This window comes from Brevibacillus sp. AG162, from assembly GCF_006715575.1.
GTDB lineage: Bacteria > Bacillota > Bacilli > Brevibacillales > Brevibacillaceae > Brevibacillus > Brevibacillus brevis.
The window spans coordinates 41,066-55,448 of sequence record NZ_VFNO01000012.1 but is presented as its reverse complement, the minus strand read 5'-3'; the positions used below and the strand labels follow the sequence as shown (position 1 = coordinate 55,448).

Here is a 14,383-nt window from a genome sequence, read left to right as displayed (position 1 = left end):
AATAAAACATAATTAATTTTACTTAAAATGTCTTCAATATTACTAAAAATGCAGTATATTTGTGGAGTAGCTTTCAATGAATTTTTACCGATAGAAAAAAAGGGGGTCAACACCATGAAAAAAAGCGTTTTTGCAGCAATGAGTTCTATCCTGGTTCTTAGTGCGGCGCTGGCTGGTTGTGGCGGCGGTGGTGAGAAAGCAGGCGAGCAAGGCAATGCTTCTAAGGAGCAAACAAGTGGTCCTAAAGAATTGAGAATGAACATGATGTCCGAGCCACCAACTGCTGACCCTGCATTGGCTGAGGATTCTACTTCCAGTGCGGTACTGCGTGCAACATTTGATGGTCTCACCCGTATTGGCGAAGATGGCAAACCACATCCATCTGTAGCAGAAAAAGTTGACGTATCCGAAGATGGTCTTACTTATACATTCACCCTGCGTGATAGCAAATGGAGCAATGGAGATCCAGTTACCGCTAAGGATTTCGAATACGCTTGGAAGCGAGCGCTCGATCCGAAGACAGCATCTAACTACTCCTACCAATTGTATTACCTGAAAAATGCAGAAGAATACAACAAGGGTAAAGCAAAAGCTGAAGATGTTGGCGTAAAAGCGACAGACGATAAAACACTCGTCGTGACTTTGAAGAACCCAACACCATTCTTCTTGGAACTGACTGCGTTCTATACGTACTACCCAGTTAACCAAAAAGTAGTGGAAGGCAGCGATAAATGGGCGGGCGAAGCAGCTACACACGTTGGTAACGGTCCATTCAAAATGGAAACATGGGAACATAAGAGCAAATTGGTTCTTGTGAAGAGCGATACTTACTGGGATAAAGACGCTGTAAAACTCGACAAGCTCAACTTCTCCATGGTTGAAGATGCAAATACAGAGCTGTCCATGTTCGACAATGACGATCTGGATTGGTCCGGAGCGCCTTTGAGCTCACTTCCTACCGATGCGATTCCTGCATTGAAAGAAACCGGTCAAATGCAAACACGCCCGATCGCGGGTACGTACATGTACAAATTCAATACGGAAGTTCCGCCGTTCAACAACGCGAAAATCCGTAAGGCGTTTGCTTATGCAATCGATCGTAAATCTATCATCGACAACATCACGCAAGCAAACCAAGAACCAGCTATGGGTCTGATCCCGCCAACAATGGCAGTGGCAACAAGCCCGTACTTCAAAGACGGCGATGTAGAAGCAGCGAAAAAAATGCTGGAAGAAGGTATGAAGGAAGAAGGCATTACCAAAATGCCGACCCTGACTCTTTCCTTTAACACGTCCGAAGGCCACAAGAAAATTGCCGAAGCGATCCAAGACCAATGGAAAAAAGCGCTCGGCGTAGACATTAAGCTGGAGAACAAAGAATGGAAAGTATTCCTGGAAGATGTGAACCAAGGTAAATTCCAAATCGCACGTTCCAGCTGGTCTGGTGACTACAACGATCCATACACGTTCTTGGACCTGTTCAAGGACAAAGATGGCGGCAACAACGACACGAAATGGGAAAATCCGAAGTACAAAGAGCTGCTGAACAAATCTGCTCTGGAAAAGGACCCAGAAAAACGCAAACAAATCCTGGCGCAAGCAGAAGCCATTTTCATGGACGAAATGCCGGCAGTTCCAATCTACTACTACACACATTCTTATGTGAAAAAAGACAAAGTAAAAGGTGTAGTACTCGACGGTCTCGGTTTCGTAGACTGGAAATGGGCAGACATTCAATAAGAAAAAGCGCATAACTCGTTGTGAAAAAGAAGGGTGCTACGGCACTCTTCTTTTTTTGTAAATCATTTCTGAGAGTAAAAAAACGAGCAGACGATTGACGATGATGTGAGTAATTATAAAATTATAAATGAAATTACTATTGTTATTTTACTGAATGTCAGTAAAATTGGATGAATGAAAAAATACATCAATAAATGAGATCTGAATCCTCAACTCTGAGAAAGCTTGATATTACGCGGTTTTTCTTAGAGATATTGGAGGAGGAATGTTATGGAAAATTTATTTATCGATCAATATAATTTATAATTCATTAATTCTCTTTATAAATAAATAAAAATTTATTAAATCATTCTAAAACATATTTAAAAAATATATAAAACCATGTATATTGATAAAAGATTTAGAAAAGGGGGATTACTTGTATGAAAAAGAATGTTTTCGTGGCAATGAGTTCTATCCTCGTTCTTGGCGCGGCACTCGCAGGATGCGGTGGCGGAAACCAGGCGGCACCGGCAGATAGCAATGCATCGGCAGGAAAGACAGAAAATTCTGCACCAACAGCTGGCTCTAAAGTACTGAAACTGAACTTGCACTCCGAGCCACCAACAGCTGACCCAGGTATCGCGGAAGATACAACTTCCAGCACCATCATCACTGCTACCTTCGAAGGTCTGACTCGCGTTGGTAAAGACGGTAAATACAATCCAGCAGCAGCAGAGAGCTACACTGTTTCTGAAGACGGTAAAAAATATACATTCAAAATTCGTGATAACAAATGGAGCAATGGCGATCCTGTATCGGCAAAAGATTTCGAATATGCTTGGAAACGCGCTCTTAATCCGAAAACAGCTTCCAACTATGCATACCAACTGTACTATGTGAAGGGCGCAGAAGCCTACAACAAAGGCAAAGGTAAAGTAGAAGACGTTGGCGTAAAAGCAGTTGACGATAAAACACTCGAAGTAGAACTGGCAAACCCAACTCCATTCTTCCTGGAGCTGGTTGCATTTAAAACATACTTCCCAGTTAATCCAAAAGTAGTAGAGGGCAACGAGAAATGGGCTACTGATGCGAAAACAGTTATTGGTAACGGTCCATTCAAAATGGATTCTTGGGAGCACAAGAGCAAGCTCGTCGTTTCCAAAAACGATAACTACTGGGATAAAGACAACGTAAAATTGGACAAAATCGAATTCTCCATGGTAGAGGATGAGAATACTGAGCTGTCCATGTGGGAAAACGGTGAACTGCACTGGGCAGGAGCTCCAACTTCTGCGTTGCCAACTGACGCGATCCCGGCTTTGAAAGAATCCGGCAAAATGACAACTCAGCCAATCGCGGGTACTTACTTCTACCGTTTCAACACAGAAAAACCACCGTTCAACAATGTGAAAATCCGTAAAGCGTTTGCCTATGCGATCGATCGTCAAAGCCTGATCGACAACATCCTGCAAGCTGGTCAATTGCCTGCAACAGGCTATGTACCACCAAGCATGGCGCTGAACAAAGACGGTTTCTACAAGGATAATGACATTGAAACAGCGAAGAAATTGCTCGAAGAAGGTATGAAAGAAGAGGGTCTCACCAAATTCCCAGCACTTACTCTTTCCTTCAACACTTCCGAAGGTCACAAAAAGATTGCTGAGGCAATCCAAGACCAATGGAAGAAAAACCTCGGCGTAGACGTGAAGCTCGAGAACAAAGAGTGGAAGGTTTACTTGGATGATGTACACCAAGGTAAATACCAAGTGGCTCGTGCAGGCTGGTTGGGTGACTTCAACGATCCAATCAACTTCCTGGAAATGTTCAAGGAAAAAGACGGCGGAAACAACGATACTCGTTGGGAAAATCCGAAGTACAAAGAACTCCTGAACCAATCCGCTCTGGAGCTAGACCCAGAAAAACGTAAAGCAATCTTGGCACAAGCTGAGCAAATCCTGATGGATGAAATGCCAATTATGCCAATCTACTACTATACTCAATCTTGGGTGAAGGACGACAGAGTACAAGATGTTATCATCGATGGTCTGGGTGCTGTAGACTACAAGTACGCAGATTTCGTAGAAAAGAAATAATAGCTGTGCATGTAAAAGAAGAGCGGTGTTATACTCACCTCTCTTCTTTTTTTACCTATCCCACTTCCATATTTTTACTTTTGTTGTATACTAATTTTTGGAAGATTCTCATTAGGAAATTAGGGGGGCATATGATGAAGAAGAGTGTTTTTCTGGCTTTGAGTTCAGTCCTTGTTTTCGGTGGAATGATGACAGGGTACGAAGGCGCTATTCAAGCAGCTGAGCCTAAGGTATTAAGGATGAATCTGCATTCGGATCCGCCTACAGCAGACCCGGGAATTGCGGAGGATACTACCTCTAGCACAATCATCACTGCTATATTCGAAGGTCTGACACGTCTCGGAAAAGACGGAAAGGTACACCCAGCCGCGGCAGAGAGCTATACCGTTTCTGAGGATGGGAAGACTTATACATTCAAGATTCGTGATGCAAAATGGAGCAACGGAGATCCGGTAACGGCACATGACTTCGAATATGCTTGGAAACGCGCGCTCGATCCAAAGACAGCTTCCAACTACGCCTACCAGTTGTATTATGTGAAAGGTGCAGAAGACTTCAACAAAGGGACAGGCAAGGCGGGAGACGTTGAGGTAAAGGCGATTGACGATAAGACGCTAAAAGTGGAACTGACAAACCCGACACCATTTTTCCCAGAGCTCGTTGCTTTCAAAACGTACTTCCCAGTGAACAAGAAAGTAGTCGAAGGCAACAAAAAATGGGCTGACGAGGCAAAGACGGTTGTTGGCAACGGACCATTTAAAATGGAAACATGGGAACACAAGAGCAAACTGACTGTCGTAAAAAACGAGAAGTACTGGGATAAAGCCAATGTAAAATTGGATAAGATTGAATTCTCTATGATAGAGGATGAGAATACGGAATTATCCATGTTTGATAACGACGAGCTGGATTGGGCGGGTGCTCCAACGTCCGCTCTGCCAACCGACGCACTTCCGGTTTTGAGGGAAGCTGGCATCTTGAAGACACAGCCAATCGCCGGTGCCTACTTTTATCGTTTCAATACAGAGCAAGCACCGTTTACCAACGCAAAAATTCGTAAGGCGTTCGCGTATGCCATTAATCGTGAGAGCATCACCGCCGATATCCTGCAAGCGGGTCAAGTACCGGCAACAGGCTATGTACCACCGAGCATGGCGTTGAACAAAGACGGTTACTTCAAAGACAATGACCTTGAAGTTGCAAAGAAATTACTGGTAGAGGGTATGAAGGAAGAGGGCATCACCAAACTCCCGCCAATCACACTCACCTACAACACATCCGAAGGTCATAAAAAGATCGCAAAAGAAATACAGGCTCAATGGAAGAAAAACCTCGGTGTAGATATCAAGCTCGAAAATAAAGAGTGGAAGGTATACCTAGAAGACGTACACCAAGGTAATTATCAAATCGCTCGTGGAGGTTGGCTGGGTGATTTCAATGATCCCATCAACTTCTTGGAAATGTTCCAGGAAAAAGACGGCGGAAACAACGATACGCGTTGGGAAAATCCAAAGTACAAAGAGCTCCTGAACCAATCCTCTCTGGAGCAAGACCCAGAGAAGCGCAAAGCAATGCTCATGCAGGCTGAGCAAATCCTGATGGATGAAATGCCAATCATGCCAATCTACTTCTACACAAACTCTTGGGTGCAGAACGAGAATTTGAAAGATGTCGTAATGGATGGTCTGGGTGATATCGATTTCAAATACGCGGATATCGCAGAAAAGAAATAAATGACAGGAAAAAAGAAGAGTGGAGTTGTATAAACCACTCTTCTTTTTCGTCTCATTTTCATTTAAAATTCGTTTTTATTGTATACTATTTTTGGATTTATTTCAAAAAAATTGGGGTGTATATTTTGAAGAAGAGTATTTTTCTGGTGTTAAGTTCGGTCCTCGTTTTTGGTGGAATGATGACAGGGAACGAGGGCATTGCCAAAATGGCAGAGTCAAAAAAGGTACTGAGAATGAACCTGCATTCAAATCCGCCTACAGCAGACCCAGGTATTGCGGAGGATAGCGCTTCTCTTACGATTATCAGAGCTATTTTTGAAGGGTTGACCCGTAAAGGTAAGGACGGTAAGACACACGAAGCAGCAGCAGAGAGCTATACCGTTTCTGAGGATGGGAAAACATATACATTTAAGATTCGCAAAGCAAAATGGAGTAACGGCGATCAAGTAACGGCACACGACTTTGAGTATGCCTGGAAACGCGTTCTCGATCCAAAGACAGGTTCTAATTATGCCTACCAGTTGTATTATATCAAGGGTGCAGAAGCATTCAATAAAGGGACTGGCAAGGCGGGAGACGTTGGTGTAAAAGCGATTGACGATAAAACGCTAAAGGTGGAGCTAACAAACCCAACGCCATATTTCTTGGAGCTGTTGGCCTTCAAAACATACTATCCAGTAAATAAGAAGGCTGTCGAAAGTAACCCAAAGTGGGCTGAAGATGCAAAAACGATCGTTGGTAACGGACCATTCAAGATGGAAACATGGGAACAAAAAATCAAAATGGTCCTTGTGAAAAACGAGAACTACTGGGATAAAGGTAACGTAAAGTTGGACAGAATCGATTTCTCGATGGAAGAAGATGAATATAAAGAGCTGGAAATGTTCAAAAATGGAGAGCTGGATTGGGCAGGATCCCCAACTTCGTCACTTCCATTTTATTTTGGTGAGACGGTTGCCGAGAAAATAAAATGGAAGCCGATTGCAGGTACATACTTCTACCGTTTTAACACCGAAAAAGCACCGTTTCACAACGCAAAAATTCGGAAAGCTTTTGCTTATGCGATTGATCGTCAATTATTGATTGATGTTCTTGGCCTTAGTCCATGGCTTGCAACCAGCTATGTACCGCCGACTATGACATTGAATGAAAAGGGATACTTTACAGATAATGATGTGGAAACAGCGAAGAAGCTGCTTATAGAGGGGATGAAAGAAGAAGGTATCACCAAGCTCCCGCCAATCACACTTACCTACAACACCTCCGAAGGCCATAAGAAAGTCTCGGAGATCATTCAGCATCAATGGAAGATGAACCTTGGTGTAGATGTGAAGCTCGATGATAAAGAGTGGGAGGTGTTCCTGGAAAATGTGAACGAAGGTGACTACCAAATTGCTCGTGCAAGTTGGACAGCTGATTTCAATGATCCGATAAGCTTCCTGGAATTGTTTAAGGAAACAGACGGTGGAAACAACGATACTGGTTGGGAAAATCCGAAGTACAGGGAGCTTTTGAACCAATCTAACCTAGAGCAAGACCATGAGAAGCGAAAAGCGATCCTGGCGCAGGCTGAACAAATTTTAATGGATGAAATGCCTATCACGCCCCTCTACTACTACACGAATTCGTGGGTGCAAAATGACAAGCTGAAAGGTGTAGACATGGATGGTCTGGGTGCTATCGATTTCAAATACGCGGATATTACTCCATAATCAAAACAAGGATGAGAAGAGGGTTTTTACGACCTCTTCTTTTTTTCTGTCTCATGGACAAATGACCAATCCATTACGCCCTTGGCTACATAGAGTAAAAAGGAACTAACTGCAACCAGGGGGGATATTGATGGATATTGGTTCTTTACTCAACATTGTTAAATCGATTCCTAAGGAAAAGCTGAGGACAGATGCGGGAATCAAGGAAGTCATTCGTGAAATGGCCAGAAAGTCAGGGAAAAAATTGACCGAGCAAGAGGTTAACAGTTATGCTGCGCAGTTTCGTCAGATGCAGAAAACAGAAAATGTCGGTAGTCTGCTGAATAAGCTTTCGAAAAAAGGTGTCACTGCAAAGGATTTGGAAAATATAAAAAAACGTTTTAGATAAGGGGGTAGAGTGAGGAGGGAGGTGGGATTATCGTTGAGAAAATGAAAGCGAAAAGGAAGCAGGCTGTCCCCAGGAGCAATTTGCTAGAATCGATCAACAAGCTTGCGGATGCACAGCATGCAAGCAATGCCCAAATGATGAAAGAAATGAGTCAGGTGCGACAGGAGCTGCAGGATATGAAGAATACACTGGGGCGTCTCAAACAAGCACCTCCAAGAAGTACAGGAGAACGGCGAGGGCTGCTGTTTGGAGGACGAAAGAATGCCGCTCAAGTGGAAGTTGTACCTCAACCACAAAAGCCTGCCATTTCTATCGAAGATTTACTGCCGCTTTTACCGTATCTAGGCGACGCTATTCCCCAATTGAAAAACCCAAAAGTAGCCGACTCCATTAAAGTGCTGTCGAATCCGGCTGTGATTTCGCTGATCCAGCAATTTCTTGCCAACGGGGGCTTGAACATGATAAAAAAACCTGTTCAAGAAGTAAGTAGGCAAGAGAGAAGGGGATTTTTTCGATACAAATGATCAGTTATAAAGACTGTCTCGCGGCATGCGGAGGCGGTCTTTTCATTTTGGTACCAAAAGACTATAAACTTTACAGATCATATAGCGTCTAATAGAATGGTGAACGTTGCACATTGGCTGACGCCACATAACGAAAGAAAACAGACATCACGGAGGAGGTCAGGATGAAGAGACGATTTTACCCTCTGCTTTTTGCGCTGCTGGTCCTGCTGCTAATCCCCAGTTGGGCGGTTGCAGCAAGCAGTGCCTCAGAGGAAGCTGTCAATCTCATGATTGGTGGACAAGCAGTGAATGCTGAAGTGCCGCCAGTCATCAAGAATGGACGCACGTTGGTTCCCGTCCGTGTCATCGCCGAAGGGCTAGGTGCAAAAGTGGATTGGAATGACGCTACTCGAACAGCTGTCATTACCAAAGGCACGCAGCATCTCTCCCTTACACTTGACTCCCGTACAGCAGTGTTGAACGGCAAGCAAGTGAAGCTCGATACGCCGCCTGTTATTTCACAAAAGCGTATGCTGCTGCCACTGCGTTTTGTCGGGGAGTCGCTTGGCGTTACAGTCGGGTGGGACAACAGCACACGAACTGTCATTGCGAACGAAACACCACAGGTCAAGCTGAATGGCAAGGCACCAACCCAGCCGATCAAGCTGTATCAAGTGGAAGACACGATGTACGTGTCCGCACAGGCTGTAGCTGAGCAAGTGGGACAAAAAGGCTTTGCGTGGAAACGACCTGAGCGAGGGATGACGATTGATGATCAGTTGGTCCTCTCATTACGTCAATTGGAGGACGAGCTTGGAGGGTCATTTGCGTGGGACAAGAAAAATAATCAGGTTGAGATCGATCGCCTCAATATTTTGAAAGATGTATCTGAGGACGGCGACCGTGTTCGTATTGAGACGACCATACCTGTAATTCCTGAGTCCTTTGTAATGACAGGTCCACACCGGATCGTCTTGGATCTCCCACAAACAGCATTGGATGACGATTTAATCGAAGATCTCAAACGGCAAGACGAGAAAAATGATAGCGTAGGCGAATCCGAGGAAACGGCCTCCGCTGATGAGGAAGACCAAGACGCAGATTCTGATTCTGATGAACAGAATGAGGCAGAACAAACGAAAGAAGAACCTCTCATTGCTGATCTGCGTTACAGCCAATACAGTGCATCTCCGGACACGGTTCGCGTTGTCATTGAACTGAACCAAAAGAGCAAGTATGAGTTGGCTTACACGGAAGATGGTATCGAAGTAAAATTGACGCCAAAACCGAAGAAAACAGGCTACCTGATCGTCGTTGATGCCGGTCACGGAGGGAAAGACCCAGGCACGAAGGGCTCCGCTGGCAACAATGAAAAAGATTACAACTTGGCTGTCTCTAATAAAATTGTGGCTTTGCTGAAGCAATATCCAGAGTTTCAAGTCGTTCCCGTACGCACAACGGATGTGTTTTATGAACTGTCAGAGCGTGTCGCTTTTGCCAATGAGTTAGATGCCGACATGTTCTTGTCTATTCATGCCAACGCATTCCCGAAACCAACGGCTGCAGGAACGGAAACCTTCTATTATAATGAAAACAGTAAAGACTTTGCCCAAGTGGTACATAAACATTTGCGGGGGGCAACGCAGTTCCCGGATCGAGGCGTCAAGAAGAGCGGCTTTTATGTGATCAAAAACACAAATATGCCCGCTGTGTTGACCGAAACTGGCTTTCTCTCCAATCCACAGGAGAATGCACAGCTGACGAATCCGGCATTCCAAGATAAAATCGCGAAAGCCATTGTTGCGGCTATTCGTGAATACTACGAGTCTTATCAGTAAGGGGGCTTTTCACGATGAAAAAAAGTCGAGTGATCTGGATGGCAGCGTTAGTGATGCTGCTTTTGGCCGGATGTGGGCAAAACGCGACTGAAACACCACAGCCATCCACACCAGTAGAACAGCCATCTGGTTCAAACACTGATCCATCGACAACAGAGCCGACTCTGAAAAAGCAAATGGTCACCGTTTACTATTCGGATAATAATGTGATGGAGATGCAAAAAGAAGAGCAAGAGATCACGTTTGCAGAAGATATCGAGAAGTACAAAAAGACACTTGCCCTGCTGGAGTCGCCTGTAAAGCCAGACGTGCACATTCCGCTGTGGAAAGACTTCAAGTACCATTCAATCACATTTGATAAAGGAACCCTGACGATTGATGCAGATAGCAAGAATCAGTTCAACATGGGTTCAAGTGGCGAGACGATGGCTTTGGATGCGTTGAAGAATACATTCTTTCAGTTCTCGGAAGTAAAGGAAATTGTCTTCCTGGAGGATGGCAAGAAAGTAGTAACGCTGATGGGACACGTAGATCTCTCCGAGCCACTGAAACGGGACAATTAATCATCACCATAAAGGCGGCACACCCTGTTCATCAGGATGTGCCGTCTTTTTTCGTAGATATTGTGTTTCACGTATAGTGGCTGTCGTGGGGAGAAGAATATTTCCAGTCTAGGCTCCAGGCTCCGTCCTGCTGGGGGTCAAGACTGCCCGCTCCTAAGCGATTAGCGGGGAAACGCAAAAGTGGTAGCCGCTTCGTCGCATGGGCACGTTGCGTTTCTTTTGCCCGCTAATCGCTTCTCCGCTTGGTAGGACTCCACAAGTCGCTACGTCTGGAAATATTCTTCTCTGTCGTGACTGATTACATTCTTCAATCTTTTAATGCTTTTAAGACCCGTTTAAGCACGGCAAGCTCGTAGAGGAAACAGGAGAAATAAGCGAAGATCTTTGGTACACCGACCGAGACGGAATGCAAAAAGCGAAACACGTTCTTAAGCGTCCACCTCTGAAATACACCCTGAAAGAACTACTTTGGACGCGGTTTCGCTTTTTGCATGGAGACGGGCAGTGAATCCCTCAGCGGGTGGGACAAGAAGCTGAGCGTTTTCTCCTGTTTCCTCCTCTCCTCAACAGCCTGACATAGTTTTTTTATGTTGTTGGTGTTTCTTCCCGATCCGTAAATAGAAACTTGATAGCATATACCCCAAACAAGCCTACCAGCGTATACACGATTCGACTTACAATCGACTCCGCTCCACCAAACAAGCTTGCGACTAAATCAAACTGAAATAACCCGATTAATCCCCAGTTCAGGGCACCGATGATAACAAACAGCAAGGCCAGTCGATCCATATGGACACCCCCAGAAAAGAATAGGGACATTATTCCCATGTTTTCGGTTTTACAACAGGAATTTCTCCATCTTTAAGAAAGCTTTACATTCACAACATAATACGACAACATTCCCCCTGTATAGTTTGTACTTGTAAGAGAGAAAAACAAACCGAACCTTTTAAGGAGGATTTTCATCAAATGAAAAAACTCAGCAAAATGTTTATTGCGCTGACATGTGTAGGGGCATTACTCGCGGGGTGCGGAAGCGGCAACACTGCACAGACACCAGCACCAGCGCAACAACCAGCCCAGGAGCAAAGCAACTCTGGTTCGACAACAAAACCTTCCGGTGAACCTGTAACAGCAGTGGGTTCTACCGCTTTACAGCCTCTGGTCGAGCAAGCGGCCAAAGACTTTATGGCAAAAAATGCAGGCGCACAAATCCAAGTACAAGGCGGAGGAAGCGGCACGGGCTTGAGCCAAGTAGCAAGCGGTGCAGCAACGATTGGTAACTCCGATATTTTTGCAGAAGAGAAAAAAGGCATTCCAGCAAACGAACTGGTTGACCATAAAGTAGCGGTTGTCGGTATGGCAGCAGCGGTAAGCCCGCAAGTAAAAGTAGACAACTTGACCAAGCAACAATTGATCGACATCTTCACTGGAAAAATCACCAACTGGAAAGACGTTGGCGGCGAGGATATGAAGATCACGCTGGTTAACCGTCCGAAATCTTCCGGAACTCGCGCGACATTCAGCAAATTCGCGTTGGATGGCAAAGAAGAAGCAGAAGGTATCACAGAGGATTCCTCCGGTACTGTTCGCAAAATCATCGCTGAAACACCAGGTGCAATTGGTTACTTGGCACTGTCCTACTTCAATGACTCTGTAAAAGCGCTGAAATTGGATGGCGTGGAAGCAAACGCAGAAAACATTACAACGAACAAATATCCAGTATGGGCGTACGAGCATATGTACACCAAAGGTGAAGCAACTGGCGATGCAAAAGCATTCCTCGACTTCATCCTGACTGACGAAGTACAAAAGAAAACTGTAACAGAATTGGGCTTCCTGCCAATCACAGATATGAAAGTGGAACGTGATGCAGAAGGCAAAGTAACACAAAAATAAGCGTTATCGTCAACAGCAAAATAGAGGGGTAGGGGGGCCTTCCCCTCATTTTGCTTGCGTACAGTCGTTTTCTTTCCAGGAGGGAGAACATGAGCCATCGTACTGAAGGGGTAAATACAGAGCGTAAATCGATGATTGCGCAAAAAATGCTGACAACGAACAAGCGTCAAAAGACAGAGAATATTACCGGCAAAACCATCGCGATGATTTGTGCGGGTTTGCTCGTTATTGTTGTTTTATCGATCACCTATTTTATTGCTTCCAAAGGGCTGTCGACGTTCTTCGTCGATGGAGTAAGCTTCAAAGAATTTTTAACCCATGACAAATGGGACCCAGAAGGTGAGCCATCCGCGTATGGTGTGTTGCCTTTTATTCTTGGTTCGTTTTTCGTAACGGCACTGGCTGCTTTAATTGCCGCGCCACTCGGAATCGGCGCCGCTATTTTTATGACAGAGATCTTTCCTGGCTTCGGGAAAAAAGTGTTGAAGCCGGTAATCGAGCTGTTGGTTGGTATTCCATCGGTCGTTTACGGTTATGTTGGACTAACTTTGCTTGTTCCATTTATTCGCGAACAATTTGATGTTCTTGGCTTCAGCTTATTGGCAGGGGGACTAGTTCTTGCCCTGATGATTTTGCCAACCATTACGAGTGTGGCAGCAGATGCTATTGAGGCTGTTCCGCAAGATTTGCGCAACGCTTCGCTTGCACTGGGTGCTACTCGCTGGCAAACCATTTGGAATGTCGTGTTGCATTCCGCGCTTCCTGGCTGTTTGACGGCCATTGTTTTGGGAATGTCTCGCGCTTTTGGAGAAGCTTTGGCTGTGCAAATGGTTATTGGTAATACAACGAAGCTGCCAGGCGGTTTGCTCGAACCAATCAGTACGCTCACTAGCGGTATTACATTGAATATGGGGAATACGATTCAAGGAACTCCGTATAACAATGCTCTCTGGTCAATGGCTTTGCTGCTCTTGGCGATGTCTTTCGTCTTTATCGTGATTTTGCGCCTGTTGGGCAGAAAGAGGTTGGCGAAATAGATGAAAGCGAGACTGATGGACCGTGCTGCTACTGTTGTTTTGACACTGATTGCCGTACTGATTATCGGTACCTTGGTGGGATTGTTGGGCTTCATTCTCTCACAAGGCTGGCATAAGCTGAATCTCGACTTTTTGACCTCTCCGCCGGATATCGTCAATGCGGGTGGCGGGATTGGACCACAGCTTTTCAACTCGTTGTACTTGCTGGTCCTGACCATGCTGATCGCGTTGCCGCTCGGGATCGGAGCAGGCATTTATATGGCTGAATATGCGCCGGATAACAAGATTACACAGTTTATCCGCATGAGTATAGAAGTATTGTCTTCCCTTCCGTCTATCGTAGTTGGTTTGTTTGGATTGCTCGTGTTTGTAAACATGACTGGCTGGGGCTATACCCTGTTTGGTGGAGCACTTGCGCTGACGGTATTTAACCTGCCACTCTTGGTTCGTGTAACAGAGGATGCACTGCGCAACGTACCACGCAGTCAAAAGGAAGCGAGCCTCGCGCTTGGTATTACCAAATGGCGTACCATCGTGTCTGTCATCCTTCCAGCAGCACTCCCAGGTATCATTACGGGTGCCATTCTGGCATCTGGCCGTGTATTTGGGGAAGCGGCTGCCTTGCTGTTTACGGCAGGGATGTCTTCACCGAATCTGGATTTCACCGACTTCTCATTGAATAGTACGACCTCACCGTTGAACCCGTTCCGTCCTGCCGAGACATTGGCCGTGCATATTTGGAAGGTAAACAGCGAGGGGCTGACACCGGATGCGCGTGATGTCGCAGATGGCGCGGCTGCTGTTCTGATTATTGCCGTCTTGCTCTTTAACCTTTCCGCTCGTTGGTTCGGGAATTGGGTTTACAAAAAGATGACGTCAGGATCAAACTAAG

The 14,383-nt window shown here is 45.3% G+C and carries 12 protein-coding genes; 11 read left to right on the top strand and 1 reads right to left on the bottom strand.

The genetic code is table 11. The features are described from left to right. The first annotated feature begins 114 nt into the window (after positions 1–114). The 8 genes from FB479_RS26185 to FB479_RS26150 all read left to right on the top strand — a co-directional run bounded on the left by FB479_RS26185 (position 115) and on the right by FB479_RS26150 (position 10,555). Positions 115–1,740: a peptide ABC transporter substrate-binding protein gene (locus FB479_RS26185; protein ID WP_106652667.1), complete on the top strand. Its 1,626-nt coding sequence runs from the start codon at positions 115–117 to the stop codon at positions 1,738–1,740. A gap of 422 nt (positions 1,741–2,162) precedes the next feature. Then, positions 2,163–3,815 (top strand): peptide ABC transporter substrate-binding protein, encoded by a 1,653-nt coding sequence (locus FB479_RS26180; protein WP_106652668.1) that lies wholly within the window; start codon positions 2,163–2,165, stop codon positions 3,813–3,815. A gap of 134 nt (positions 3,816–3,949) precedes the next feature. Further along, a complete protein-coding gene (locus tag FB479_RS26175) occupies positions 3,950–5,548 on the top strand; it encodes a peptide ABC transporter substrate-binding protein (protein WP_142067294.1) in 1,599 nt (532 codons plus the stop codon). A 125-nt stretch (positions 5,549–5,673) separates the two neighbouring features. After that, the gene (locus tag FB479_RS26170; protein ID WP_142067227.1) at positions 5,674–7,260 is read left to right on the top strand and encodes a peptide ABC transporter substrate-binding protein; all 1,587 of its coding nucleotides are present in this window, start codon (positions 5,674–5,676) and stop codon (positions 7,258–7,260) included. A gap of 130 nt (positions 7,261–7,390) precedes the next feature. Beyond that, entirely contained in the window at positions 7,391–7,648 is a 258-nt protein-coding gene (locus tag FB479_RS26165; protein WP_007721136.1) for a hypothetical protein, read from the top strand. 41 nt (positions 7,649–7,689) lie between these two features. Beyond that, positions 7,690–8,172, top strand: a complete 483-nt coding sequence (locus tag FB479_RS26160) for a hypothetical protein (protein ID WP_142067226.1) — start codon at positions 7,690–7,692, stop codon at positions 8,170–8,172. A 164-nt stretch (positions 8,173–8,336) separates the two neighbouring features. Further along, a complete protein-coding gene (locus FB479_RS26155) occupies positions 8,337–9,992 on the top strand; it encodes an N-acetylmuramoyl-L-alanine amidase family protein (RefSeq protein ID WP_142067225.1) in 1,656 nt (551 codons plus the stop codon). Between the two features lie 14 nt (positions 9,993–10,006). Then, positions 10,007–10,555, top strand: a complete 549-nt coding sequence (locus FB479_RS26150; protein WP_142067224.1) for a GerMN domain-containing protein — start codon at positions 10,007–10,009, stop codon at positions 10,553–10,555. Between the two features lie 585 nt (positions 10,556–11,140). Here the strand turns inward: FB479_RS26150 and FB479_RS26145 are convergent. Further along, positions 11,141–11,344, bottom strand: coding sequence for a DUF378 domain-containing protein (locus FB479_RS26145; protein ID WP_106652673.1), 204 nt, complete (start codon positions 11,342–11,344; stop codon positions 11,141–11,143). 180 nt (positions 11,345–11,524) lie between these two features. On the opposite strand from FB479_RS26145, the gene FB479_RS26140 reads away from it, so the two are divergent. The 3 genes from FB479_RS26140 to pstA all read left to right on the top strand — a co-directional run bounded on the left by FB479_RS26140 (position 11,525) and on the right by pstA (position 14,382). Then, positions 11,525–12,454, top strand: a complete 930-nt coding sequence (locus FB479_RS26140; RefSeq protein ID WP_106652674.1) for a phosphate ABC transporter substrate-binding protein PstS family protein — start codon at positions 11,525–11,527, stop codon at positions 12,452–12,454. Positions 12,455–12,543: 89 nt separating this feature from the next. After that, on the top strand, positions 12,544–13,491 hold the full coding sequence (gene pstC, locus FB479_RS26135; RefSeq protein WP_106652675.1) for a phosphate ABC transporter permease subunit PstC: 948 nt from the start codon (positions 12,544–12,546) through the stop codon (positions 13,489–13,491). Beyond that, positions 13,492–14,382 carry a phosphate ABC transporter permease PstA gene (gene pstA / locus FB479_RS26130; RefSeq protein WP_017247277.1) on the top strand — a complete coding sequence of 297 codons (891 nt, stop codon included), beginning with the start codon at positions 13,492–13,494 and terminating at the stop codon, positions 14,380–14,382. Position 14,383: the final 1 nt, after the last annotated feature.

Coding starts and splice junctions, on each gene's coding strand:
- FB479_RS26165 (WP_007721136.1), top strand. CDS start 7,391: ATGGATATTGGTTCTTTACTCAACATTGTTAAATCGATTCCTAAGGAA.
- FB479_RS26175 (WP_142067294.1), top strand. CDS start 3,950: ATGAAGAAGAGTGTTTTTCTGGCTTTGAGTTCAGTCCTTGTTTTCGGT.
- FB479_RS26180 (WP_106652668.1), top strand. CDS start 2,163: ATGAAAAAGAATGTTTTCGTGGCAATGAGTTCTATCCTCGTTCTTGGC.
- FB479_RS26155 (WP_142067225.1), top strand. CDS start 8,337: ATGAAGAGACGATTTTACCCTCTGCTTTTTGCGCTGCTGGTCCTGCTG.
- FB479_RS26150 (WP_142067224.1), top strand. CDS start 10,007: ATGAAAAAAAGTCGAGTGATCTGGATGGCAGCGTTAGTGATGCTGCTT.
- FB479_RS26140 (WP_106652674.1), top strand. CDS start 11,525: ATGAAAAAACTCAGCAAAATGTTTATTGCGCTGACATGTGTAGGGGCA.
- FB479_RS26145 (WP_106652673.1), bottom strand. CDS start 11,344: ATGGATCGACTGGCCTTGCTGTTTGTTATCATCGGTGCCCTGAACTGG.
- pstC (WP_106652675.1), top strand. CDS start 12,544: ATGAGCCATCGTACTGAAGGGGTAAATACAGAGCGTAAATCGATGATT.
- FB479_RS26185 (WP_106652667.1), top strand. CDS start 115: ATGAAAAAAAGCGTTTTTGCAGCAATGAGTTCTATCCTGGTTCTTAGT.
- FB479_RS26160 (WP_142067226.1), top strand. CDS start 7,690: ATGAAAGCGAAAAGGAAGCAGGCTGTCCCCAGGAGCAATTTGCTAGAA.
- pstA (WP_017247277.1), top strand. CDS start 13,492: ATGAAAGCGAGACTGATGGACCGTGCTGCTACTGTTGTTTTGACACTG.